Annotated in this window: 21 protein-coding genes and 1 riboswitch; of the genes, 13 read left to right on the top strand and 8 right to left on the bottom strand. The window is 72.9% G+C overall.

Annotated features, from left to right (window positions below; translation table 11 throughout):
* Positions 1-4: 4 nt before the first annotated feature.
* A complete protein-coding gene (locus tag ABZX65_RS08470; protein WP_355336263.1) occupies positions 5-1,264 on the bottom strand; it encodes a histidine kinase in 1,260 nt (419 codons plus the stop codon).
* A 361-nt stretch (positions 1,265-1,625) separates the two neighbouring features.
* Here ABZX65_RS08470 and ABZX65_RS08465 point away from each other — a divergent pair, with 361 nt between their 5' ends.
* On the top strand, positions 1,626-1,928 hold the full coding sequence (locus ABZX65_RS08465; protein WP_355336261.1) for a hypothetical protein: 303 nt from the start codon (positions 1,626-1,628) through the stop codon (positions 1,926-1,928).
* A 140-nt stretch (positions 1,929-2,068) separates the two neighbouring features.
* Entirely contained in the window at positions 2,069-2,617 is a 549-nt protein-coding gene (locus ABZX65_RS08460; RefSeq protein WP_355336259.1) for a hypothetical protein, read from the top strand.
* Positions 2,618-2,723: 106 nt separating this feature from the next.
* Here the strand turns inward: ABZX65_RS08460 and ABZX65_RS08455 are convergent, their stop codons facing one another.
* Entirely contained in the window at positions 2,724-3,791 is a 1,068-nt protein-coding gene (locus tag ABZX65_RS08455; RefSeq protein WP_355336257.1) for a peptidoglycan DD-metalloendopeptidase family protein, read from the bottom strand.
* 299 nt (positions 3,792-4,090) lie between these two features.
* Positions 4,091-4,263, bottom strand: a riboswitch (cyclic di-AMP (ydaO/yuaA leader).
* Between the two features lie 679 nt (positions 4,264-4,942).
* Between ABZX65_RS08455 and ABZX65_RS08450 the strand changes: the two genes are divergently transcribed.
* On the top strand, positions 4,943-5,578 hold the full coding sequence (locus ABZX65_RS08450) for an N-acetylmuramoyl-L-alanine amidase (protein WP_355336434.1): 636 nt from the start codon (positions 4,943-4,945) through the stop codon (positions 5,576-5,578).
* A 69-nt stretch (positions 5,579-5,647) separates the two neighbouring features.
* On the opposite strand, the gene ABZX65_RS08445 is transcribed toward ABZX65_RS08450, so the two are convergent.
* The 6 genes from ABZX65_RS08445 to ABZX65_RS08420 form a co-directional block, all read right to left on the bottom strand.
* Complete coding sequence (locus ABZX65_RS08445; protein WP_355336255.1) at positions 5,648-6,583, bottom strand: hypothetical protein; 936 nt, start codon at positions 6,581-6,583, stop codon at positions 5,648-5,650.
* A 450-nt stretch (positions 6,584-7,033) separates the two neighbouring features.
* Positions 7,034-8,314: a hypothetical protein gene (locus tag ABZX65_RS08440; RefSeq protein WP_355336253.1), complete on the bottom strand. Its 1,281-nt coding sequence runs from the start codon at positions 8,312-8,314 to the stop codon at positions 7,034-7,036.
* A 131-nt stretch (positions 8,315-8,445) separates the two neighbouring features.
* Complete coding sequence (locus ABZX65_RS08435) at positions 8,446-8,757, bottom strand: hypothetical protein (RefSeq protein ID WP_355336251.1); 312 nt, start codon at positions 8,755-8,757, stop codon at positions 8,446-8,448.
* A gap of 222 nt (positions 8,758-8,979) precedes the next feature.
* Positions 8,980-9,384 (bottom strand): nitroreductase/quinone reductase family protein, encoded by a 405-nt coding sequence (locus tag ABZX65_RS08430; RefSeq protein ID WP_355336249.1) that lies wholly within the window; start codon positions 9,382-9,384, stop codon positions 8,980-8,982.
* Positions 9,385-9,497: 113 nt separating this feature from the next.
* Positions 9,498-9,698 (bottom strand): hypothetical protein, encoded by a 201-nt coding sequence (locus ABZX65_RS08425; RefSeq protein ID WP_355336247.1) that lies wholly within the window; start codon positions 9,696-9,698, stop codon positions 9,498-9,500.
* 41 nt (positions 9,699-9,739) lie between these two features.
* A complete protein-coding gene (locus ABZX65_RS08420) occupies positions 9,740-10,537 on the bottom strand; it encodes a hypothetical protein (RefSeq protein WP_355336245.1) in 798 nt (265 codons plus the stop codon).
* Between the two features lie 385 nt (positions 10,538-10,922).
* On the opposite strand from ABZX65_RS08420, the gene ABZX65_RS08415 reads away from it, so the two are divergent.
* The 10 genes from ABZX65_RS08415 to ABZX65_RS08370 all read left to right on the top strand — a co-directional run bounded on the left by ABZX65_RS08415 (position 10,923) and on the right by ABZX65_RS08370 (position 22,593).
* Positions 10,923-11,057 (top strand): hypothetical protein, encoded by a 135-nt coding sequence (locus tag ABZX65_RS08415; RefSeq protein WP_355336243.1) that lies wholly within the window; start codon positions 10,923-10,925, stop codon positions 11,055-11,057.
* On the top strand, positions 11,054-11,143 hold the full coding sequence (gene kdpF / locus ABZX65_RS08410) for a K(+)-transporting ATPase subunit F (protein WP_188283652.1): 90 nt from the start codon (positions 11,054-11,056) through the stop codon (positions 11,141-11,143). Before ABZX65_RS08415 ends, kdpF begins: the two co-directional genes overlap by 4 nt.
* On the top strand, positions 11,143-12,807 hold the full coding sequence (gene kdpA, locus ABZX65_RS08405; RefSeq protein ID WP_355336241.1) for a potassium-transporting ATPase subunit KdpA: 1,665 nt from the start codon (positions 11,143-11,145) through the stop codon (positions 12,805-12,807). The genes kdpF and kdpA overlap by 1 nt, the downstream gene beginning before the upstream one ends.
* The gene (gene kdpB / locus ABZX65_RS08400; protein ID WP_355336239.1) at positions 12,807-14,975 is read left to right on the top strand and encodes a potassium-transporting ATPase subunit KdpB; all 2,169 of its coding nucleotides are present in this window, start codon (positions 12,807-12,809) and stop codon (positions 14,973-14,975) included. The genes kdpA and kdpB overlap by 1 nt, the downstream gene beginning before the upstream one ends.
* Positions 14,976-15,026: 51 nt before the next feature.
* The gene (kdpC, locus tag ABZX65_RS08395; protein ID WP_355336237.1) at positions 15,027-15,656 is read left to right on the top strand and encodes a potassium-transporting ATPase subunit KdpC; all 630 of its coding nucleotides are present in this window, start codon (positions 15,027-15,029) and stop codon (positions 15,654-15,656) included.
* Positions 15,657-15,826: 170 nt separating this feature from the next.
* Complete coding sequence (locus ABZX65_RS08390) at positions 15,827-16,183, top strand: CATRA system-associated protein (RefSeq protein WP_355336235.1); 357 nt, start codon at positions 15,827-15,829, stop codon at positions 16,181-16,183.
* Positions 16,183-17,805, top strand: a complete 1,623-nt coding sequence (locus ABZX65_RS08385) for a CATRA conflict system CASPASE/TPR repeat-associated protein (RefSeq protein WP_355336233.1) — start codon at positions 16,183-16,185, stop codon at positions 17,803-17,805. Before ABZX65_RS08390 ends, ABZX65_RS08385 begins: the two co-directional genes overlap by 1 nt.
* Positions 17,806-17,813: 8 nt before the next feature.
* Positions 17,814-20,543 carry a CHAT domain-containing protein gene (locus ABZX65_RS08380; protein ID WP_355336231.1) on the top strand — a complete coding sequence of 910 codons (2,730 nt, stop codon included), beginning with the start codon at positions 17,814-17,816 and terminating at the stop codon, positions 20,541-20,543.
* Between the two features lie 66 nt (positions 20,544-20,609).
* A complete protein-coding gene (locus ABZX65_RS08375) occupies positions 20,610-21,482 on the top strand; it encodes an NUDIX hydrolase (protein WP_355336229.1) in 873 nt (290 codons plus the stop codon).
* Positions 21,483-21,648: 166 nt separating this feature from the next.
* The gene (locus tag ABZX65_RS08370; RefSeq protein ID WP_355336227.1) at positions 21,649-22,593 is read left to right on the top strand and encodes a glycoside hydrolase family 25 protein; all 945 of its coding nucleotides are present in this window, start codon (positions 21,649-21,651) and stop codon (positions 22,591-22,593) included.
* The last annotated feature ends 68 nt before the right edge of the window (positions 22,594-22,661 follow it).

Here is a 22,661-nt window from a genome sequence, read left to right as displayed (position 1 = left end):
CCCCTCACGCCTCGCCCTTCCCCCGCTGCCGTGGATCACGCGCTGATCTCGCGGGCCACGGTAGCCGTACCCGTACGGTGAACACGCCGTCAGCGCGGCCGTGTTCGAGGGTCCCGCCGTCCAGGGCGACGCGCTCGCCGAGGCCCACGAGACCGGTGCCGGAACCGGGGAGCGGGCGCGGCGGCCCCGAAGTCGCCTCGTACGCCTGCGGGTTGGTCACCTCGACGGTGAGGTCCGCGCCGGGCGCGCCGCTCAGCCGTACGGTCACGGGTGAACCGGCCGCGTGCTTACGGGCGTTGGTCAGCGCTTCCTGCACCGCGCGGTAGGCGGTGCGCTGGACCTGCGGGCGCAGGTCGGACGCGAGCGCGGCGTCCACGTCGTCGTGGAACTGCACGTCCTGGCCGGCCGCCCGCGCCTCGGCCACCAGCACGGCCACGTCCGCTAGCCGTGGCTGCGGCGCGGCCGTGCCCTCGTCCTCCGTCCGCAGCACGAGCAGCACTTCCCGCAACTCCTCCAGCGCCTGATGGGCGTTGTCCCGGATGACGCGGGCGCTCGCCTCGATCTCGGCGGCGTCCAGCGCGGGGCCGCCGGCGCTCCTCGTCCGGTACGCCAACGCGCCCGCGTGCACGGACAGCAGCGAGATGCGGTGCGCCAGCACATCGTGCATCTCCCGTGCGATGGCGGTCCGTTCGGCGCGGCGGGTGTCGGCGAGCCGCCGCGCGTGGTCGGCGCGCTCGCGTACCGCGTCCTCCCGCAGCCGGACGAGGAGTTGGCGTCGGCTGCGCAGGGCGCTGCCCGAGGCGAAGGAGACGAGGTAGTACGCCACCGAGAAGGCCGCCGCCGTCCAGTCGGTGCCGTGCGGGTCCGACAGCAGCAGCGCGTCCGGCACCGACGCGGCCACGAACAGCCCGAGCACCGGCAGCGAACGGCGCAGCGGCTCGTACAGCGCCAGGCTCGCCGTGATCACCATCCCGGCGCCGAACACGCTGTTGGACAGCGCCAACGCGGGTACGGCCAGCAGCGCCACGGCCATCGGGTACCGCCTGCGCCACCACAGCGACACGCACGCGAGCGCGCCGAGCGGCAGGTCGACCGCCTGGATCCACACCGGCCGGTCCTCGTGCTGCGCCGCGACGCCGTACACCACCATGCCGACCAGTACGGCGAAGCAGAGCGCGGCCGCGTCCACGGCCCAGTCGCGGGGCGTACGGCCCTCGGTACGGCCCTCCGGGCGGCCCTCCGTACGGAGGTCGGCGTCGGTCATTCCCCGAGGGTAGGGGCGGCAGGGGTCCCGCCCGGGGAACCGTCCCCTATCCGCCCTCGGGTGCCGGACGGTGGGGCGTGGCCGACGGGTGGGCGCTCATTGCCGCTGGGGCTAGTCCTCAAACGCCGGACGGGCTGACTCATGGCCTCTGGCACACCGCCAGCCCCGGCTCCCGTCCCCAAACGCCGGACGGGCCGACTCACCGCCTCTGGCACACCCGCCAACCCCGGCTCCCGTCCCCAAACACCGGACAGGGCGACTCGCCGCCTCTGGTCGTGGACCCCCTCGCGGAGGGGGCGGACGAGGGGCGGTTAGCCTCGGAGGCAAGGCTTCGGGGTTGGTGCGTGAGGAGGAGGACGGGATGGCTGGGGTTCCGGCGAGTGTGGTGGCGGCGGGCGGGCTGATCGGCGGCTACGGGGTGGCCCGGTGGACGCGGAAGCGGGCCCTTGGGGGCGTGGCCCTCGCGGCGGCGGGCACGCTCGCGGCCCGCGAGTGGCACGCGCGCTCGGGACCGGCGGTCGCCACGACGCTGACCACCGTCTACGTGGCCGCTTTCGCGGGTTCGCACCCTCTCGCCCGCAAGCTCGGCGCCTGGCCCGCCGTCTTCACCGTCGCCGGTGGCGTGGCCGCCGCGTCCTGGGCCGTGACGGGCCGACGCGGCTGAGAGCCGCGCGTATGAACGCCGACGCGGGCGCCCCGTCCAGGGCGGTCGCGGGCCGACGCCGACATCGCCGTCGCCCCTGAGACCACGCCCCGGCCGTGACGGGCCCGGGCGGCTGAGAGCCGCGTGTTTGAATGCCGCGCATGGACGACGACGATGTCACGACCGGCGGCGGGGCCGCCGGTTCCGGGTCGGCGCGGATATGGATCGGCGCGATCCCGTCGGTGGATCCGGACGGCGTGGAAGTGATTCTGGACCTCGATCTGGACTCGCCCGACCCGGCGGAGCGGATGATCCGTCTGCTGCTGAACCGGGGGCACGAGGGCGAGGAGGGCGTCTTTTATCTGCTGCCGGACGACCTCTCGGCGCGTTATGAGCGGATCGGCGAGCGGTTGGCCGTGACGGTGCTGTCGCACCACGCGGTGCTGGACGCCGATCTGGGCGAGACGGACGAGTTGCGGACGCACCTCGCCGGGCTGGCCCGCGATCCGCTCGATGCCGACCGTCTGGTGCTGCTGCGGGGCGAGATCGTCACCGACTTCGTGCCGGCGGTCCAGGACGACGGCGCGCAGCCGTTGCTCGTCATCGAGCACACCGATGCCGCCGCCACGCTGGCGGATGTCCTGCGCCAGTTCGACGAGGGCGGGACGGGTATCGCCGTGCTGTCGGCGACGCTGGACCGGAAGGGCTGACCGAACCGGCCGCATGCCAACGGCCCTGGCGTCGGGGGGGAGCGCCAGGGCCGTCGGGGTTAACCGGAGGAGCGGTCCCGGGTGGAGCGGGACCGTCCCGGATGGTTCAGACGGCGATGTCGTGGGCGCGGAGCCAGACGGCCGGGTCGATGGGGGCGGCCCCGGCGGCGGGGCGGACCTCCAGGTGGAGGTGGGGGCTGGTGACGTTGCCGGTGGCGCCGACGCGCCCGATGGTGTCGCCGGTGATGACCTCGCCGGAGGTGACGACCATGGTGGAGAGGTGGCAGTACCACAGTTCGGTGCCGTCATCGAGGGTGAGGATCACGCGGTAGCCGTACGAGCCCGCCCACCCGGCCGAGGTGACCGTACCGGTGTGGATGGCGTGCACCGGGGTGCCGGTGGGAGCGGCGAAGTCCTGGCCGGAGTGGGTGTTGGCCCACAGGGAACTGGCCTCGCCGAAGCTGTCGGTGAGCGTGTACGAGGCGAGCGGCTTGAGGTACGAGACCGCGAGGTGGGCCAGGCGCTCGGACTCGGCCTTGGCGGCGGCCTCGGCATCGGCCTTGGCCTGTGCTTCCGCCGCGGCCTTCGCGGCGGCGGCCTGCTCGCGTACCTTCTGCGCGGCGGCCTCGCGGGCGGCCTGCTGGGCCGCCGCCTTCTCGGCCGCCTCGCGCTCGGCCCGCGCGGCGGCGTCCCGCTGCCGCGTGGCCTCGTCGATGATGCGGGCGCGCAGGGCCTCACCGGGGTCGGTGGGCACGGGGGCGGCGGACGGCGCGACGTCGACGGAGGAGGCGGCCACGACGGTGGTCGGAGCCGTGGTCGAAACCGGCGCCAAGTCCGTGGCCGGAACCAAGTCCGTGGGCGGAGCCAAGTCGGGGTCCGGAGCCAAGTCCGTGGCCGTGGCCGTATCGGCGGCCGTGCTCACGGAGGTGTCGGGGGCCGACACGTCCCGTACCGCCGCGCCGAAGAAGTCACCGGCCGTGGGCAGCGCCGAGACGCCGGGGGAACCGGCGGGCGAGACCCCGGTCGAACTCGGGGGCAGGTCAAGGGAGTCGGGAATTTCCGGCAGGTCCGGGACCGCTATGGGCGCGGGTACGGCGTCGGCCGCGACGGCCACGCCCCCGGCCCCTACGGCGGCCATCGCGGCGACGCCGAGGACGGTCGAGCCACGGGCCACGGAGCCGACGGAGCGCTGGCGCGGAAGCCGGTGACGGTTCGCGCCCTGAACGCCGTACGCGCCGTATCCGCCCTGCGCGCTCGCGGCACCGGGGTCGCCCTGGGCCGCGACGTACGCGGCGGCTTCGGCAGGGGCAGCGACAGAGGCAGAGATAGAAGCAGAAGCAGAAGCAGTGGCTTCGGCAGAGGCGGCGGAATCCCCTGGAGAATTCCAGTCGTCCCACTCGCCGGGGGGATCGGCCGCTGGGGCCGCCGGGGCGGGAGCGTAGGCAGGCTGGTTGGACGCCACGCGGGCGCACTCCTTTCCTTCCTTGTCGCCTACCGGGTTAGCTGACGGGTTCGGAGCAGGAAGGTCTCCTACGGGCCTGGATGCTGCCCGATTCACCCCATTGGACCCCTCCCGTACGCCAGGGTGTGGCGAGCAGGAGGGCGGGTCCCCGGTTCCCGCGGACGGGATTCGGCAAGCGCGCGGTGCCGCCTCTGTGGCGGTGGTGACAACCGCGCTGCGTTATCGAACGTTAATAGAGCCGGGGTCGTTTTCCAAGCCGAATCAAAGAGTTGACGTCGGGAACCAAACGGTCACGGAGTGCGCGATACGGGTAAACCCGGCACCGGATGTGGCCGGGTAGTGATGTGAGCGTGTGTCAGTTGTTATGCACAGGGGGACGGTTCGATTACGTACGGTCAGGGCGCGGCGCCGATTCCGTGTGCACGGCTGTGTACGGCGTCGACCGACGGCCGGGGTCCGGCAGCCAAGCAACGGGCGGCGACGGGGCCGCCGCGGTCTCGCCACCGGTGTGGACCTCTGCCAATTCGCGAATCGCTTGGCAGGTCACGCACCCGGACCCCACCATGAGCAGGCCCCGTACTTCTGTCATGCACTCGTCCTCTCCATGACGCCCAAGGGAGCTTTTCATGGCACGCCCCAGCGACCCCCAAGTACCCGCGCCGTCAAGCCCGTTGAGCCCGGCCGGTGAATCCGGCCAGGTTGGGCGCGAAGTCGACGCCTCGGGCACGCCCGGCGTGACGTCCACGGGTACGTCCGGGGGCACGCCCGGCGTTACGTCCACGGGTACGTCCGGGGTCGTGTCCGGGGTCCCGGTCCCGTCCGGGGTCGTCTCCGGCGCCGAACCCACCGGCTCACCCGGGCGCATACCCGGCACCCCCGCCGGGGTCCCGCTCGCGGCGGAGACGCCCACCCGGCGCTCGCTGCTGCGCGGCACCCTCGCCTTCGGGGCCGCCGTCACCGTCGGCGTCACGGCGGACCTGACGTCCGGGATCGGCCGCGCGTCGGCCGCCACCGTGGACTACCCGTCGGCCTCCTGGACCCCGGCCAGTTCCGGCAACTACACGGCGTCCAACCGCACTTCGACCTACCCGATCAACCTCGTGGTGATCCACGTCACCCAGGAGTCCTTCACCGACACCATCAGCCTCTTCCAGGACCCCTCCCACGCGGCGGCGGCCCACTACGTCGTCCGCTCGGGCGACGGCGCCATCGCCCAGTGCGTCCGCGAGCGCGATGTCGCCTGGCACGCGGGCAACTGGGACTACAACACCCGCAGCATCGGCATCGAGCACGAGGGCTGGGTCGACCAGCCCGCCTACTTCACCACCGCGATGTACCACTCCTCGGCCGCCCTCACCGCCGAGATCTGCGACAAGTACGGCATCCCCAAGGACCGCGACCACATCATCGGCCACGTCCAGGTCCCCGGCACCGACCACACCGACCCCGGACCCAACTGGGACTGGGTCCGCTACATCCGCCTGGTCAACGGCACCTGACGCCTCCGGCGCGGAATCGGGGACGTGCCCGGGCCACTACCGAGCAAGTACCTGAGCGCACGGCGGCCTTCACCTCGTGGACGTGGCCGCGTCCAGGGGAGGCAGGAGGTCGCCGTGGTGGAGGCGGAGGAGCCGGTCGTGGGCGGGGGTGAAGAGCGCGCGGCCGGTGTCCGGCGGTACGTCGCCGGGGGCGGCCGGCGGGGGGAGTGCGGTGGCCGGGAGGGACGTGTGGCCCGTCGCGCGCAGGAGGCGGGCGAGTGCCTCTTCGCGCGCGGGGCCCGCGAGTTCCTCGTCGGTGATCACGCAGACCGCCGGGTGGCGGAGGAGCCACTGGCTCCGGCGGGCCTCGTGCATGCCGGGGAAGCCGGGGTCGGTCAGCGCGAGGGTGATACGGGCGTCCAGCGTCGGCAGGGCGGTGAGGATGTCGCGGTAGACGAGGTGTTCCGGCAGGGAGCCCACCTGGCCCTCGGGCCGGGTGAGGGCGCGGATCTGGCTGATGATCCGGTCGCGGATGTCCCGGTGGTGGAAGACGATCGGCGGCCGTCCGCCGGAGTGCCAGACGCGCAGAAGGTCGGCGTCGGCCCGGCGCAGGTCCAGGCCGGTGACGTACCAACAGCCCCTGCCCGGCAGCAGATCGAGCAGTTCGGCGGCGGGCAGCCGGGCCAGCCGGGCTTCGGCGCCGGGGTCCACGGGTGAGCCGTGCGTGACCGGCTGGCCCAAACGCGTCCACCACACCCGCCACAGGGCGCTGACCGCCTCGTGAAAAGCGGGCTCCACATTCGGGTTCGGACTCGGATTCGGGTTCAGCAGGCGGGCGGCCTTCTCGGGACCGTAGGCGGCCGTGAGCAGCGAATACACCTCGCCAGGACCGGGCTGCCGCGGCCCGGCCGACTGATCTCCGCTCATCGTGCCGAGCGAGGCATACCCGAGCGCGCCGGTGATCCCGGCCACCACCGGCGTCCCACTGCCCGGCAAAGACACGACGATCAAGTGGGCAGCGGACATGTAACTCTCCGAAGAAGTCGGGGCGGGCCGGGCTTGATGCCCGGCGATGAGCGGCATGGCGGGGGTACGTGGGCGCGTGGCGCTCACGGCCACGAGGCCCGGTCGCGGGTACGTGACCACGCGTGAGACCGACCGGTATGCGGGCCGCACCGACGTACGTGGCGCGTCGCGCACGCGGGTGCGCGGGCAAACGGTGGGTCGCCACCCGCGACGGGCCACCAGTACGCGGGCCTCGCCGACGTACGGGGCGCACCCGCGCCCGCACCCGCGCGGCTGGTGCGGCCGTCCGATCGGAGCCACCCTGGGCGTGGCGCGCACGCACGCGTAAGGCCACCGGGACACGGCCAGGCGTGCGGCGCACGGGGACGCGCGGGGCGAGGTGCGGTCGGCCGCCGGGGCGGACGGGACGGCCACGGACGGCGCGGGGGTACGCCGTCGGCGGTGTGGCGGTCACGCCGGAGTAGGTGGCGATCGGCGGTCGGCCGCCGGGTCAGCGGAGACGACCGGGCCGCCCGGCGTAAGGAGAAGGTCTTCGTATACGTGGTGGCGGCGGGCCGCGACGCGGTCGTGGAGCAGGGCGGCGGCGCGGGCGGGTTCTCCGGCGTCCGCGAGGGCGCGGGCGAGGGTGTCGTGGATGATCTCGCGCTCCACGCGCACCCCGCCGATCCGGTCCGCCGCCTCGCCCAGGTCGGTGAGGAGGTCGGCCGCCGCCCGGGGGCGGCCCGCGGTGATCTCCGCCAACGCCCGTACCACCGGGGCCAGTACGTCGCGGAACTCCGTGCGCGGGTCGGCGGCGGCGCGGCGGGCCAGGGCGTGCAGGTCGTCGGTCGCGGCCTCCACGGCCAGGGCGAGGGCGAGGTTGAAGGTGTGGAAGACCTCCGCCATGCCGCCCGGTCCGGCCAGCAACTCCCGTACGTGCGCGCGGTCGTTGCGCCCGGCCGGTTCCTGTCCGGCCAGCAGCAGGCGCCAGTTGGTCGCGGCCCGCATGCCGACGTCGGACCTGGACAGGGCCGCGTCCGCGCGGCGACGGGCGTCGGCGAAGTCGCCGCAGGCGATGGAGTGGAGCGCGGCGTGCCAGGTGAGATGGCGCGACTGCACCGCGCGCGGGTCCGCCGCGAGCCAGGCGTCGAGGAATTCCGTGCCCGCCCGCCCGGTGCCCAACTCGTGCTCGGCGTGGGCGAGGGCGTGGGCGGCGACGCCCGAGCGCGGGCAGATTTCCAGGGCGCGTACCGCGAGCCGGTGGGCGTCGCGTACCCGCCCCTGCTCCGCTCGGGCGGCGGCCAGCCAGCTCGTCCAGGGCCAGTTGGCGGGGCCCGCGACGGCGGCCTGTTCCTCGACAAGGGCTTCGCCCCGCGCGCGTCCGGCCGGGTCCGCGTCCGCGGCGAAGGCGCCGAGCATGAGCCCGGCGACCTCGTCGGCCGGCCACCGGGCGAAGTGCGCCACCAAGTGGTCCGCGGTGAGCGCGTACTGCCGGTGCGTGAAGAGGAACACGCCGTACACCACGCTCGCCTGGCGCTCGCCGGCCGCCTGCGCGTCGCGGTACGCGACGGCCAACTCCGCCTTCAGCTCCGCGTCGCCGAGGCCGTCGCCGGTCGCCAGGGTGAGCAGCGCACGGGCCAGGCCGCAGTCCGGTTCCGAGGCCGCCCACCGGCGGAGCGACGGCAGCGCCTGCCCGCTGAGGGCGAGCAGTTCGGCCACCGCCCGGTCGCCGGGCGCGGCACTCGCGGCCACACTCGTACCGACACCCGGCGCAGCGCACGTACCCACGCCCGTACCAACGCCCGCCACCGTAACCACCGTTGTGCCCGCCGTTGCCGTCATCCGACCGGCCGCCGCTCGCCGCTCCGCCGCTCCCGCCCGGGTCAGACGGACGACATGAAGACGGCGGTGCAGACGATCCCGCTGCCGCCGCAGTGGTTGCGCGGCAGGCTGAGCGGCAGACCGGTCTGGTTGCCGCCGCCCACCCCGCTGCCCGCGACCGTCGCGCCCGCCGACCGTACGCCGTGGTCCTGGTTGACGCAGGCGTTGCCGAACACCGCGTCGCCGACCCCGAGGACGCTCGCGTGCGCGACACCGGCCGGGAGCAGCGCCGCTCCCGCGACCGCGCCCAGCACGGCGGCCCGCGCACCCAGCTTGCCCACGCCGCCGACCATGTCCCGCACCTCTGCGCCCATCACGTTCCTCCTTGGTCCGGGACCGAGTCCCGCCGCTGACACCGACCATGCCCGCCGCATATTCGCGGGGCCACGCCCTGGTCAACGAGCCACCGCCGGAACTGACACGCAGCGGCGGCGATCACGGAACACCCCGAAGGACGCACGTCGGGCCTCGGCGGCGCGGGCCCGAAATCCAGCGGCCAACGGCTCAGCGGGCCAACGGCTCAGCGCCCTAGCGGCTCAGCGGCTCAACGTGATGACCGGAATCGTGCGCCCCGCACGCTGCTGGAAGTCCGCGAAGAACGGTGCCGCGCGCAACTGCTGCGCCCAGAGCCGGTCGCGCTCCGCGCCCTCGGTGATGGTGACCGTGACGTCGAAGGACTCGGTGCCGACCTCGACGTGGGCGGCGGGGTCGGCGCGGAGGTTGTAGAACCAGTTGGGGTGAGTGGGACGGCCCCCGTTGGCGGCGAAGACGACGAGGTCCGGGCCGTCCGTGGCGTAGGCCATCGGGGAGGTGAGGCGGCGGCCGGTACGGGCGCCGGTGGTGGTGAGGAGCAGCAGAGGGAGACCTCCGCCGCCCAACTGCCCTCCATTGGCGCGGAATTGGTCAATGATTAACTGATTGCGCTCGACTCGCTCTGACACCGGCCCGGTCCTCCAGGATGTCGCCGACGCCCCCGTTGGGCGTTACGCCGGGTCCGAACCTACCCGCACCGACACGTGCGCCGTGGGTCGTACGGCCGACGGCCTCGTATCGGCTACGACCAGGTGTCCGCGTCGCCGCCGACCCACTGGATCAGGTCGGTCTCCTCGACCTCTATGTCGTCCAGACCGGCGCGGCGGAGGAATTCGACGAGGTCGGCTATGCGGTGGGCGCGGCCCACGTCGGTGCCGCGGATGGTGACCCGCCGCCCGCCGCCGGGGCCCGGCGGGTGCACGGTGATCGGCGGAGTGTCCATGACACCAGCCTGCCCCGCCTGCCCCGGGTCCGCACCCCGGATCAGCCGCGACCCGACCGGCCCGGCCCGCCGCCCGACCCCGGACCCGGCACCCGCCCCGATTCCGCACCCGATTCCAGACCCGATTCCGCACCCGATTCCGGTCCCGGCTCCCGCCCCGCGCCCCCTGCGGCCTCGGCCGCCAGCCCGTCCAGCACCGGCAGCCCCGCGACCAGCAGCCCCCTGCCGTACGACCGCCGCCCGCCCGCCTCCAGCAGGCGCCACAGGCCGGGGTTGGCCGCGAGCACGCGCGGGTCGAAGGCGGCGCGCCCGCCCTCGGCGTCGATGAGGACGAGCCGGGGGGTGCGGCCGGGGAAGAGGTGGATACGGACCAGGCGGTCGGTACGGACGCGGTGGCCGCGCAGCACGCCCCGCACCCGGAGCCAGCCGTCACCCGCCGTGACCAGGGGCGGACACAGGGCCCCGAAGACGGCGGCGGCCAGCGCGGTCCAGAACGCGGCCCGCACGGGGTCGAGGGTGCCCAGCGCCCAGTCCGCCGCGGTCAGCGCCGCGAGCAGGCCGCCCGCCACCCCGAGGGCGACCCGGAATCCGGCGCGCCATCCGTGGTCGTACGCCGTCGCGGGCCGATGGACGCGCACCTGACCGGGCAGCCGCCCGTACGCGGATACGTGCGCTGATACGTGCGCGGCGCCGCGCGGGCGCGGGCGTCCGTACGCCGAACCGGGCCCGTGCCCGTACCCGGCCGCGGGCCCGTACCCGTGCCCGGCCGCGCGCGCGTGCCCGGCCGACACCGGGGAAGCCCCCGACCGCGCCGTCTCGACCGCCTCGCCGTATCCCATGTCTCCGACGCTACGAGCGTCCGGCGGCCCCGTACCGACCGCTGACGTGGCCCTGACGCCCCCGCCCGCGGTCTTGACGCGACCCTGACGCCGGGCCGCCGGGCCGCCGGGCCGCCGGGCCGCCAGGCCGCCGCGACCCCGCGACCCCGACGCCAGCCCGCCGCGCCTCCGCGCCCCTGACGCCGGGCCCCCGGACACCAGCCCGCCCCCGCTCACCCGGCTGCCGTAATCGTTCGCGCGCCGCCCCGCTGACCTGCGGCGCGGCCGTACACCCCGGCAGAGCCCGGCAGGACACGGCCTGCGCCGTCAAGACGGTGTCAACGTGGCCGTCCGCCGCGCCAGGGAAGCGTTAACAGCGCCGGACGGGCCCCGGTCAGGCCGTCTCATGAGCGATGTCCTTCCGTTCACCTCTCCACACGATCCGGGGTTCTCGCCCATGTCCGATGTTGTCTTCGTCCTCGTGACGGTCGCGGTGTTCGCCGTGCTCGCCCTGGTGGTCAAGGGGGTCGAGAAGCTGTGAGCGCCGAGAACGTCGTCGGCCTCGTCGTGGCTGCCTGCCTGCTCGTCTACCTCGTGCTGGCCCTGATCTTCCCGGAGAAGTTCTAGTGAACGACACTCTCGCGGGCTGGCTCCAGATCACCGTCCTGATCGCGGCACTGGCGCTGTCCTACCGCCCGCTGGGCGACTACATCGCCCGCATCCTCACCACCGCCAAGCACCTGCGCGTCGAGCGCGGCATCTACCGGCTCGGCGGCGTCGACGGCGACGCGGACCAGAAGTGGTCGGCGTATCTGCGGGGCGTGCTGGCGTTCTCCGTGGTGTCCGTGCTCTTCCTCTACGCCTTCCAGCGGCTTCAGAACCACCTGTTGCTGTCACTGGGCTTCGCGCCGGTCAAGGCCGACCAGGCGTTCAACACGGCCGCCTCGTTCGTGACGAACACCAACTGGCAGTCGTATTCGGGCGAGGTGACGATGGGTCACCTGGTCCAGATGACGGGTCTGGCGGTGCAGAACTTCGTGTCGGCCGCCGTCGGCATCGCCGTGGTCGCCGCCCTCATCCGCGGCTTCACGCGCCGCAGGACGGACCGGGTCGGCAACTTCTGGGTGGACCTGACGCGGATCGTCGTACGGCTGCTGGTGCCGATGGCGTTCGTCTTCGCGATCGTGCTGGTCGCGGCGGGCGCGGTGCAGAATCTGCACGGCGTCCACGAGATCACCACGCTGATCGGCGACAAGCAGTCGATCACCGGCGGTCCTGTGGCCTCGCAGGAGGTCATCAAGGAACTGGGCACCAACGGCGGCGGGTTCTACAACGCCAACTCCGCCCACCCCTTCGAGAACCCCAACGGGATCTCCAACATCCTGGAGATCTACCTGCTGTTGGTGATCTCCTTCTCGCTGCCGCGCACCTTCGGCAAGATGGTCGGCGACCACCGCCAGGGGTACGCGATCCTCGCCGTGATGGGTCTGATCTGGGCCGCGTCGGTGGCGCTCATCACCGTCAACGAGCTGCACAGCGTGAGCAGTTCGGCCGGTCACGCGGCGGGCGGGATGATGGAGGGCAAGGAACAGCGGTTCGGGATCTGGGCGTCGACGCTCTTCGCGGCCTCGACCACGCTGACCTCGACCGGCGCCGTCAACTCCTTCCACGACTCGTTCTCGCCGGGCGGCGGCGGCATGACGATCTTCAACATGATGCTCGGTGAGATCGCGCCCGGCGGTACCGGCTCCGGTCTCTACGGCATCCTGATCCTCGCGGTCATCGCGGTGTTCGTGGCCGGGCTGATGGTCGGCCGCACGCCGGAGTACCTGGGCAAGAAGCTCGGCGCGCGCGAGATGAAATTCGCGTCGCTGTACATCCTGGCCACGCCCGCGGTCGTCCTGATCGGCACCGGTACGGCGATGGCGCTGCCCGGCGAGCGCGCCGCGATGCTCAACTCCGGTCCGCACGGCTTCTCCGAGGTGCTGTACGCCTTCACCTCGGCCGCCAACAACAACGGCTCGGCGTTCGCGGGCCTCAGCGTCAACACCGAGTGGTACAACACCGCGCTCGGTCTGGCGATGCTCTTCGGCCGCTTCCTGCCGATGATCTTCGTGCTGGCGCTGGCCGGTTCGCTCGCCGGACAGCAGCCGGTGCCCGTCACCGCGGGCACGCTGCCCACCCATCGGCCGCAGTTCGTCGGCCTGCTCACGGCCGTGATCATCGTGGTCGTCGGCCTCACCTACTTCCCCGCACTCTCGCTGGGCCCGCTCGCGGAAGGTCTGCACTGATGTCCGTCACCACTGACAGGCCGCCGTCCCCCTCGGGGGGCCACGGCGCCGCGGCGGCGCAGCCGTCGCACCGGATCTCCGGCGGGCTGCTCGATCCCAAGCAGTTGCTGATCTCGCTGCCCGACGCGTGCCGCAAGCTCGACCCGCGTGTCATGGCCAGGAACCCGGTCATGTTCGTGGTCGAGGCGGGCGCGGTGCTGACCACGCTCTCCGCGATCAAGGACCCGAGCATCTTCGCCTGGGTGATCACCGCGTGGCTCTGGCTGACCGCCGTCTTCGCCAATCTGGCGGAGGCCGTCGCCGAGGGCCGCGGCAAGGCGCAGGCGGAGACGCTGCGGCGTACGAAGACCGAGACGGTGGCGCGTCGGCTGGCCAACTGGAGTCACGGGCAGGGCACTTCCGCCGCGGGGTCCGCGGGGGCGGTCGCCGAGGAGCCCGTGCCCGCCGCCGAACTCCGGCTCGGCGACCACGTGGTGGTCGAGGCCGGGCAGATCATCCCCGGCGACGGTGACGTCGTCGAGGGCATCGCGTCGGTGGACGAGTCCGCGATCACCGGTGAATCGGCTCCCGTCATCCGGGAGTCGGGCGGTGACCGGTCGGCGGTGACGGGCGGCACCCGCGTGCTGTCCGACCGTATCGTCGTCAAGATCACCTCCAAGCCGGGCGAGACGTTCATCGACCGGATGATCGCCCTGGTCGAGGGCGCGTCACGGCAGAAGACGCCGAACGAGATCGCGCTGAACATCCTGCTGGCCTCGCTGACCGTCGTGTTCCTGCTGGCCGTCGTCACGCTCCAGCCGATGGCGATCTACGCGGGCGCCGAGCAGTCCATCGTGATCCTCGTCGCGCTGGTCGTGGCGCTCATCCCGACCACGATCGGGGCGCTGCTGTCCGCGATCGGCATCGCGGGCATGGACCGGCTGGTGCAGCGCAATGTGCTGGCCATGTCGGGCAGGGCCGTCGAGGCGGCGGGCGACGTCAACACCCTGCTGCTCGACAAGACCGGCACCATCACCCTCGGCAACCGGCAGGCCGCCGAGTTCCTGCCGCTGGGCGGCGCCGACATCGGCCGGCTGGCCGACGCGGCGCAGCTCTCGTCGCTGTCGGACGAGACGCCCGAGGGACGGTCCGTCGTGGTGCTCGCCAAGGAGCGGTACGCGCTGCGCGCGCGGGCCGAAGGGGAGCTGCCGCACGCGGAGTTCGTGCCGTTCACGGCGCAGACCCGGATGAGCGGCGTCGACCTCGTCGAGGACGGCGGCCAGCGGTCGCTGCGCAAGGGCGCGGCCTCCGCCGTCATCCGGTGGATCCGCGACGCGGGCGGACAGCCGAGCCCCGAGGTCGGCGAGATCGTGGACGGCATCTCGGCGAGCGGCGGCACACCGCTGGTCGTCGGCGAGATCGTGCGCCGCGACGGCGGGACGACCGCGACCGTGCTCGGCGTGATCCACCTCAAGGACGTCGTCAAGGCCGGGATGCGCGAACGCTTCGCGGAGCTGCGGACGATGGGCATCCGCACGGTGATGATCACCGGCGACAACCCGATGACGGCCAAGGCCATCGCGGAGGAGGCGGGCGTGGACGACTTCCTCGCCGAGGCCACCCCCGAGGACAAGATGGCGCTCATCAAGCGGGAGCAGGCGGGCGGCAAGCTCGTCGCGATGACCGGCGACGGTACGAACGACGCGCCCGCGCTCGCGCAGGCAGACGTCGGCGTGGCCATGAACACCGGCACCTCGGCCGCCAAGGAGGCCGGGAACATGGTGGACCTGGACTCCAACCCGACCAAGCTGATCGAGATCGTCGAGATCGGCAAGCAACTGCTCATCACCCGTGGCGCGTTGACGACCTTCTCGATCGCCAACGACGTGGCGAAGTACTTCGCGATCATCCCCGCGATGTTCACCGTCGCCTATCCGGGCCTGGACAAGCTCAACGTCATGGGCCTGCACAGCCCGCAGTCGGCCATCGCCTCCGCGATCATCTTCAACGCGCTGATCATCGTCGCGCTGATCCCGCTCGCGCTGCGCGGTGTCCGCTACCGGCCGTCGTCCGCCGCCGCCCTGCTCAACCGCAATATCTGGGTCTACGGACTCGGCGGCCTCGCCCTGCCGTTCATCGGCATCAAACTCATCGACCTGATCATCCAGTTCATCCCCGGACTGCGCTGACCGCCGCCTCCGGGCGAGCGACACCTCTTCACGAAAGGAAGGTGCGACACGATGTTCACGTTCCACTCCAGCGCGGTCCGCAGGCACCTCTCGGCGCTCCGCGTCCTGCTGCTGATGACCGTGATCGCGGGGATCGTCTACCCGCTGGCCGTCACGGGCGTCGCCCAAGTCGCCTTCAGCGACAGGGCGAACGGCTCCGAGGTCACGCAGAACGGCCAGGTCGTCGGGTCCCGGCAGATCGGGCAGAGCTTCGACCTGCCGAAGAAGAACCCCGACGACGCCGACGAGGCGGCCCGTCCGGACCCCAAGTGGTTCCAGCCGCGCCCGTCGGCCGGCGGCTACGACCCGCTGGCCTCGGGCGCGTCGAACCTCGGCCCCAACGACCCGGGCCTGGTCAAGACGATCGAGCAGCGCCGCAAGGACGTCGCCGCCTTCGACGGTGTCGACCCGGCCTCGGTCCCGGTCGACGCGGTGACCGCCTCCGGCTCCGGCCTGGACCCGGACATCTCGCCCGCGTACGCGTACGAGCAGGTGAACCGGGTCGCCAAGGCCCGCGGGCTCTCCGCGGACGCGGTACGCGAGCTGGTGGCCGACCATGTGTCGGGGCGCGAGCTGGGCTTTCTCGGCCAGAAGCACGTCAATGTCCTCGACCTCAATCGCGCGTTGGCATCGCGGCACTGAACCCGTGGCGATCGGCGTACGGAGATCCGTATCGAGATCCGTACCGAGATCCGCGGAGAGATCCTTCCGGGTATTTCCCGGGTGCGCCGTCAGCCCTCCGGTATACGCTTCCGCCGAAACGGATGCGCGTGCCGGGGGGCTTTCGCATTCTCGGGGCAGGGGGGAGGGCCATGACGGACCGGCTCAGTGTGCGGAGCGTTCTCGGGCGGGTCGAGGCCATTGAGGACTGGCTGCTGACCTCGGAGGAATGGGGTGCGGTGGGGGACGCGCTGGACGCGTTGAGTACGGCGCTGGCGGACGGGAGCGAGGAGGGCGTGCGCGACGCGCTCGGCGCGCTCCAGAGGCTGGAGGAGTCGCGGCGCGCGCTGGCGCGTCCCGGCCCGGTGAAGTCCTTCATCCCGCAGCGGCAGCGCGAGCAGCGCAACATCCTGGTGCGGCGGCTCACGTTGGACCTGAGCAGCGAGGACCGGGGCCCGGCGGCCGGGCCTTCGACGGGCGGCCCCTCGTCGACCGGCCCCGCCGCCTGATGCGCGGCATCGTCAAACCGGCCCTGCTCATCGCCTGCTTCGCCCCCACCGCTTCCGCCGACGACGAATCCGCACACGCCTATCTCAACGATCTCTGGCAGGCGTGCCGAGCGCTCGGCATGACATCGCCGATTACCGGACTTCCGTTTCACGCGGCCCGCTTACCGGCCATTCCCGGCCATACGAAGGACCTGGAAATCCTCGCGGCGGCCGAACGCGGCGGCGCGACCTCCGTTCACTCCGCCTTCGTCTTCGCGGAACACGACACCGTTGGCCTGATCGCGCTGCTCGCCCCGAATGACACCCATTCCGGCCTCGAACAGTGGAATGACCTGCTGACCGAATGGAACACGGCGGTCGCGAGCACCGGACGGCCGGGCGCCGGGCCCCCGCCGGACGGAATCCTCGGCGAATTCCGCGTCTTCGAGGCATTGCGCCGGCGCACTGTCGGCGTGAACGACCACACGGTGTGCGAGGAGATACGCCGGTACGGCCCGCCGGTGCCGGGACCGGGTTCCGTCAGCGGTACGGGGTCGGTCAGCGGTACGGGCTCCGGCGGTACGGGTTTCGGCGCTACGGCCTCGGGCTCGGGCCGCGACGGCGCCTGGTGGCGCGGCTTCGACCGTACCGACCACGGCTTCGACGTGTGGCGGCCCGAGGAGGACCCGGCGCACGACGCCGTCTCCCACCTCTACGTGCTCGCCCCGGCCGCGCTGGAGGCCGAGTTGGACGCCTGGGCGTGGGCCGTGGACGGCGAGAGCGGACTGCGGCCGCTGACCCGCTATCTGCTGCACGCCTCGAAACTGCGGTACGAGGCACGGCAGTACGCGGCCGACGAGCCGGTGCACGTACGGGTGGAAGTGAGCGAGCGTCATACGCGCGAGCTGTTGCGGGAGTTGGAGCCCGCGGCCTCCGGGCAGCCGATCGCGCTCGGCCGGGTGCTGCGCGCGGCGGCGCTGCTGGACGGGACGCAGCTCGGCGCGCAGGGCATGACGTGGACGATCACCGGACTGCGGCAGTTGAGCCGTACGGTCGCCATCGCCGCCGCCAACATGCGTATCCACGCGCCCGTCGTCCACCGCCGGGGCCCGGGCGCGTCCTGGCCCGAGGCCGACCTCGCGGCGGCCGAGGCGCTGATCGCGCAGGCCGAGAGCGACCAGGTGTATCTGGAGACGACGCGCGAACGCGCCGAGGCGGCACGGGCGTTGGCGACCACCATCGTGGACCGCGCCTTCGACGACCGGCGCGGGAAGCTGACGCTCATCCAGGGCTCGGTGCTGGGCGCGGCGGCCACCGCGCTCGCCGCCGTCCAGTCGTTCTCGTACCACGTACCGCTCTCCCGCTTCCTCCAGTCCCCCACCATCGCCGTGCTCACCGCGCTCGCCCTGGCGCTGCCGCTGACCGTGCTGCGCTGGGCGGGGGTCAGGGCGACCACCTCCTACGCGTGGCTGGTCAGTTGGGCGGCCGGGCTGGTCGGCGCGTCCCTGTGCTGGCTGGTGACCGTCCTGGTCCGCCGCCACCTCGATCTCGGACCGCTCCCCGTCGCCGTGACACTGCCCTGCGCCGTGGTGTCGGGGCTGATCGCGTACGGCGCATCCCGCTGGCTCACCCGACGGCACTGAGGTTTCCCATGACATCCGCGTCACCCTCCCCAGAAGGCGCCTTAGGCCCGGCGTCCCGCCCCGCCCACGCCCCCGGCGGTCGATCCGCCTCCTCCGCCATCCGCGCCTTCGTCGAGACGCTGGACGTCGAGGACCTGATCACCCGCTTCGACGTCGACTTCGACATCCCCATGCGCCAGTCCGACGCCGTCGGCATGCTGCGGCTCGCGGACGCGCACAGCCCGGCCCCCGGCGGCGGCACGCGGACGACCGCGCGGCGCGTCGGCGCGTACTGGTGCGAGATCGTCCGGGCGGACATGGCGTACGAGCCGCTGACCGGCCTCCAGCTCATCGACGCGTCCAGGGCCGACGCCGAGGGGCTCCTGGCGCGCCTGGCGCAGGCGCCCGACGAGTTCGCCTCCTACGCGGTGGCCCGCTGGTACGACGGCGTCGGCCGTATCCGGTACCGGCTGGGCGACTTCACCCCGGCCAGGATCGCCTTCGGTACGGCCGTGCGCACGGCCGTGACGGCCGGGCTGTGGTGGGTGCTGCCCGACCTGCGGAGCAATCAGGCGCGCGCCGCCTTCGAGGAGCGCAGCCAGACCGCGCGCGACCGCCCGGGAGGCACCGACGCGCACGGTCTCGTACCGGAGCTGGAGGCGCTGTGCGCCGATGTCCGCGCCGGTCTGGCGGAGTTCGGGATCGCGCTGCCCACCTCGCCCGACGCGCCGCCCCGGCACCGGGAGTTCCTGCGCGGCTACGCGAACGCCCTGCACAATCTGGCGACGGCGGTACGGCAGGACGGCGACGCGGGCCGGGCGCTGGAGGTCATCGGCGAGTCGCTGGTCGTCAGTCGGGCCCTCGGCGACTCCTACCGGGTCGCCCAGTCGGCGAATCTGAGCGCGCAGTGCGACCCCGCGAACGCCGTCGCGTACTACGAGGACCTGCTCGACCAGCCCTGGGCGCGCGGTGCCCGGATCGCCCGGCAGAATCTCGCGATCAGGAGGGGCGGCCCCGAGGGGCTGGCCGAACTGGCGGCGCTGCTGGACGAGTTGGAGCAGGACGACAGCGGTATCGGCCGGCAGACCGGGATGGACGTCGACTTCTACGCGTACACGGTGCGCGGCTACGCGCGGGTGGCCGGGCAGCTCCCCGAGGACAGCCGTCCCGCCGACGTCCTTGACCGCCGTCTGACGATGGCCAGAACCGTACGCGGCGCGGTCGCGCTGCCGGTCTACAAGCGGGCCTACGCGCGGCACATGCGGCCCGCGTACCTCCAGGCCATCGCGGCGCGGGTCGAGACGGGCGACGGGTCGCGGGAGAATCTGGAGCAGATCCTGTCGCTGGTCGAGGAGTCCTCGGGGCGTGAACTGCTCGACCTGCTCGGCTCCTCACGGCCGCCGCTGCTCGCGCCGCCGACGGCCCGTCAGGCGGGCGCCGAGGCAGGCGGGTCCGGCGCGGAGCCGTCGCCGGGCACGGGGCGGCGCGCCGCTCCCGGCACCCTGGCGGACGAGGAGGCGGAGCGGCTGCGGACGCTGATCGTGCGGCGCGAGCAGGAGTACGAGGAGTGGTTCCTCCAGCACCCGCTCACCTCGGTCACGCACGACGAGGACATCGCCCACCAGCTCGTGCAGTACACCCTCAACCACCAAGGGTCCTGTGTGGTGCGGTACTTCAGCTACGTGGCGCCGGACGGGGTGCGCCGCGACGGCGGCGCGGGTGCCGCCGTCGCGGACCGGCTCGGAGTCATGGTGTGCCGCGACGGCCTGCTGACGCTGCTGCCCGCCGTCCCGTACGACGACGTGACCGCGCTGGCGCGGGAGGTGACCGCCGACCTGGAGGCGGGCGCGCCCGGCGCCGAGACCTGCCACCGGATCTGGGACCTGCTGATCGCGCCGGTCTGGGAACACGCCACGCGCGGCGGCCCGTTGACGCATCTCACGATCGTCCCGACCGACGACCTCTTCGCGATGCCGCTGCATGTCGCGACCGAGCGCGGCGACGCCCGGCCGCTGGCGGCGCGCGTACCGCTGTCGCACTCGGTGAGCGTCGCGGCCTTCGTGACCCGTGGACGGCACCTGCTCAAGCGGCAGTTGGCGGAGCGGGACGACGACCTGGCGGCGCTGCTGGTGACCGACGCGCACGCGACGGGCCGCGAGGTCGTCGGCACCGGCTGGCCGCCGGACCACATCGTGCTGGCCGGTGACGTCTTCGGCGGCTTCCCCGACCCCACGACGGCCCCCGGCGCCGCGCAGCGGCACCCGGCCGACTGGTCGGGGGTGGCGGCGCTCGTGGAGTGCAAGCCCGAGTTCTTCGTCTACGCCGGTCACGGCACGTACGTGGACACCGCCGAGGGCGCGGGGCCGCTGCTCAACCTCGGCCAGGAGGACGTCCTCACGCAGTTCGACCTCGCCCTGCACCTGAGCCTGCCGCGCAACAAGCTGACCGTGCTCGGCGCGTGCCTCGCGGGCCAGGGCATGCGCTCGGACGGCGGCGACGTCCTGGGCTTCATGCGGTCGCTGATGGTCAGCGGCGCGGGCGCGATCGGCGTCCCGCTGTGGAAGGTCCTCGACACCACGATGGTCGCCACCGTGCGCGCCCTGCTGCGCGAGAGCCGCCGCGTGCTGGGCCCCGGTCCGGCCGGCACCGGCGTCTTCGACGTGGTCGAAGCCCTGCACCGGCACTACCGGCAGGACATCGAGACGTACGACGGGCTCGCCGCGCGCGTCGAACGCCTGCCGCTGGCGCTGTACTTGTGAATCTATGATCGGGCCAGGCGACGGCCGGCAGGCCGCCGATCACCGACGACGGGGCAGGAGACGGGGATGGGCATCGCCGAGGACGAGACGTCGGACAGCGGTTCCAGCGGCGCGGAGGGGTCCGCCTCCGCCGCCGACAGGGCCGACGCCGCTCGGGAGGCCGACCGGGTCCGGGAGGCCGACCGGGGCCCTGAGGCCGACCGGGTCCGTGAGCGGCGCCGCGCCCGGCTGGCGGCGTACGACGAACTGCGCGCCCTGCGGCCCGAGTTGTTCGAGAATCCGCCCGGCGCGGCCGTCGAGATCCTGCTCGACAGCGCGGACCAGGACGAAGTGACCCGGCGGACGGCCGAGTCGGCGGTCGCCTGCGGCCTGTCGGAGGACGTCGGGGACATCGGCGTGGTCTACCGGGACCCGTATCTGCGGCTGGTCCGCGACGCGGTCCGGTTCAGGAGCGGACGGCTCGGCACGTACATCCGCGCGGTGGGCGACACCGCGATCGGCGGGGCCGCCGCGCTGCCGGTGCTCAGCGACGGGCGGATCGTCCTGCTGCACCACTTCCGGCACGCCACCCGCGCCTGGCACTGGGAGATCCCGCGCGGCTTCGGCGACGCGGGCGAGGGCGGCGAGGCGACCGCGCGGCGCGAGGCCCGCGAGGAGCTGGGCTGCGAGGTGCGCGAGGTCGTGCACCTCGGCGCCTTCGTCTCCGACTCCGGACTCAGCTCGATCGCCGACCAGTTGTACCTCGCGCGCGTCGACGCGGACGACTTCAGCGAGGAGCCGGACGAGGGCGCGCTGGAGGAGGGCATCGCCCGGAGGCTGGCGCTGACCCCCGAGGCGTTCCACACCATGCTGGTGGACGGCGCGATCTCGGACGGTTACACGCTGTCGGCGTACGGACTCGCCACGGCACGCGGGCTGTTGGAGCGACCGGGCGGCTGACGCGTACGTACCCGTGACGCATGAGGCAGGGCGTGAGCTGAGGCATCCGGTGTGACAGGCGGTGAGCGATGTCACCGGCGGAGTGCGCCCGGCGCGAGCCCTTGCGCGTACGCCCTCTGGTGGAGCGGCATTTCCCGTTCCGCTTGCGCGGACACCGCGAGTGACGGTGGACTGTACGTCTGCCCCGCCACGACCACCCGGAGGGCTCACGCCGACGTCTCGCGGTCTCGACGTCTCGTCGTACCAGGGCAATCAGGACTGGAAGTCCCTGGCCCGGAGCGGCATCACCTTCGCCTTCGCCAAAGCGAGCGAGGGCGAGCACACCAAGGACAGCGCTTTCGCCACGCACATCGCGGGCATCATCGGCGCCGGACTCGTGCCGGGCGCCTACCACTTCGGCTGGCCGAACCAGAACGCGGCCACGGAGGCGGCCAATTACGTCGCCGCCGTGAAGTCCCATGCCAGAAAAGGCTTCCTGCACGTCCTGGACCTGGAGCGCCGTTCGGACGGCGCCAACTACTCGGGCCGGACCGCCGCCCAGATCCGCGCCTACGCGCAGACCTGGATCACCGCCGTACAGAAGGCGTTCCCCGGACAGCGCGTCGGCGTCTACACCTCCGCCGACGACATCGCGGCCAAGCACCTGCCCGCCAATTCGGCCTTCCTCTGGTACCCGGCGTATCCGGCCGGGGCCATGTCGTACGCCGACGCGGAGAAGCGCGCGCAGCCGTCGCCGTCCGGACTGCGCCCGCTGTTCTGGCAGTTCACCAGCACTCCCACCGACCGCAATCTCGCCTATCTCTCCCCCGCCGCCCTGCGCGCGTGGGCGAGCGGCACCCCGGAGGACGACATGCCCGATCCCAAGGACCTGTGGGCCTACAAGGGCCAGATCAACGGCAAGGCCGACCCGCACGACGCGTACAGCTATCTGCGCGGCACCAACGCCGACGTGAAGACGCTGATCACGCGCCTGACCGCGCTCACCGCCACCGTCAACACCCTCGCGCAGGCGCTGGCCACCGCGAATCCGGCGCTGGACACGGACACCCTGGTGTCGAAGGTGCACCAGGCCATCGACGACGCGGTGGCGGCGGACGCGGCCCCGGAGTAGCCCCCGGCGGCCCCGCCCCTCGGCCCGCCCCTGCCACTTGTCCCGATTCGGTGTCCTGTAACGGCGCT

Source organism: Streptomyces sp. NPDC003300, assembly GCF_040610915.1.
In the GTDB taxonomy this organism is placed as follows: Bacteria; Actinomycetota; Actinomycetes; order Streptomycetales; family Streptomycetaceae; genus Actinacidiphila.
This window is presented reverse-complemented; position numbering and strand designations above follow the sequence as displayed.

Bases quoted from the DNA above. Each gene is read 5' to 3' on its own strand.
- ABZX65_RS08465 (WP_355336261.1), top strand. From the start codon at position 1,626: ATGGCTGGGGTTCCGGCGAGTGTGGTGGCGGCGGGCGGGCTGATCGGC.
- ABZX65_RS08390 (WP_355336235.1), top strand. From the start codon at position 15,827: ATGACGGACCGGCTCAGTGTGCGGAGCGTTCTCGGGCGGGTCGAGGCC.
- ABZX65_RS08415 (WP_355336243.1), top strand. From the start codon at position 10,923: ATGAGCGATGTCCTTCCGTTCACCTCTCCACACGATCCGGGGTTCTCG.
- ABZX65_RS08470 (WP_355336263.1), bottom strand. From the start codon at position 1,264: ATGACCGACGCCGACCTCCGTACGGAGGGCCGCCCGGAGGGCCGTACC.
- ABZX65_RS08385 (WP_355336233.1), top strand. From the start codon at position 16,183: ATGCGCGGCATCGTCAAACCGGCCCTGCTCATCGCCTGCTTCGCCCCC.
- ABZX65_RS08375 (WP_355336229.1), top strand. From the start codon at position 20,610: ATGGGCATCGCCGAGGACGAGACGTCGGACAGCGGTTCCAGCGGCGCG.
- ABZX65_RS08420 (WP_355336245.1), bottom strand. From the start codon at position 10,537: ATGGGATACGGCGAGGCGGTCGAGACGGCGCGGTCGGGGGCTTCCCCG.
- kdpB (WP_355336239.1), top strand. From the start codon at position 12,807: ATGTCCGTCACCACTGACAGGCCGCCGTCCCCCTCGGGGGGCCACGGC.
- kdpC (WP_355336237.1), top strand. From the start codon at position 15,027: ATGTTCACGTTCCACTCCAGCGCGGTCCGCAGGCACCTCTCGGCGCTC.
- ABZX65_RS08435 (WP_355336251.1), bottom strand. From the start codon at position 8,757: ATGGGCGCAGAGGTGCGGGACATGGTCGGCGGCGTGGGCAAGCTGGGT.
- ABZX65_RS08445 (WP_355336255.1), bottom strand. From the start codon at position 6,583: ATGTCCGCTGCCCACTTGATCGTCGTGTCTTTGCCGGGCAGTGGGACG.
- ABZX65_RS08425 (WP_355336247.1), bottom strand. From the start codon at position 9,698: ATGGACACTCCGCCGATCACCGTGCACCCGCCGGGCCCCGGCGGCGGG.
- ABZX65_RS08460 (WP_355336259.1), top strand. From the start codon at position 2,069: ATGGACGACGACGATGTCACGACCGGCGGCGGGGCCGCCGGTTCCGGG.
- ABZX65_RS08380 (WP_355336231.1), top strand. From the start codon at position 17,814: ATGACATCCGCGTCACCCTCCCCAGAAGGCGCCTTAGGCCCGGCGTCC.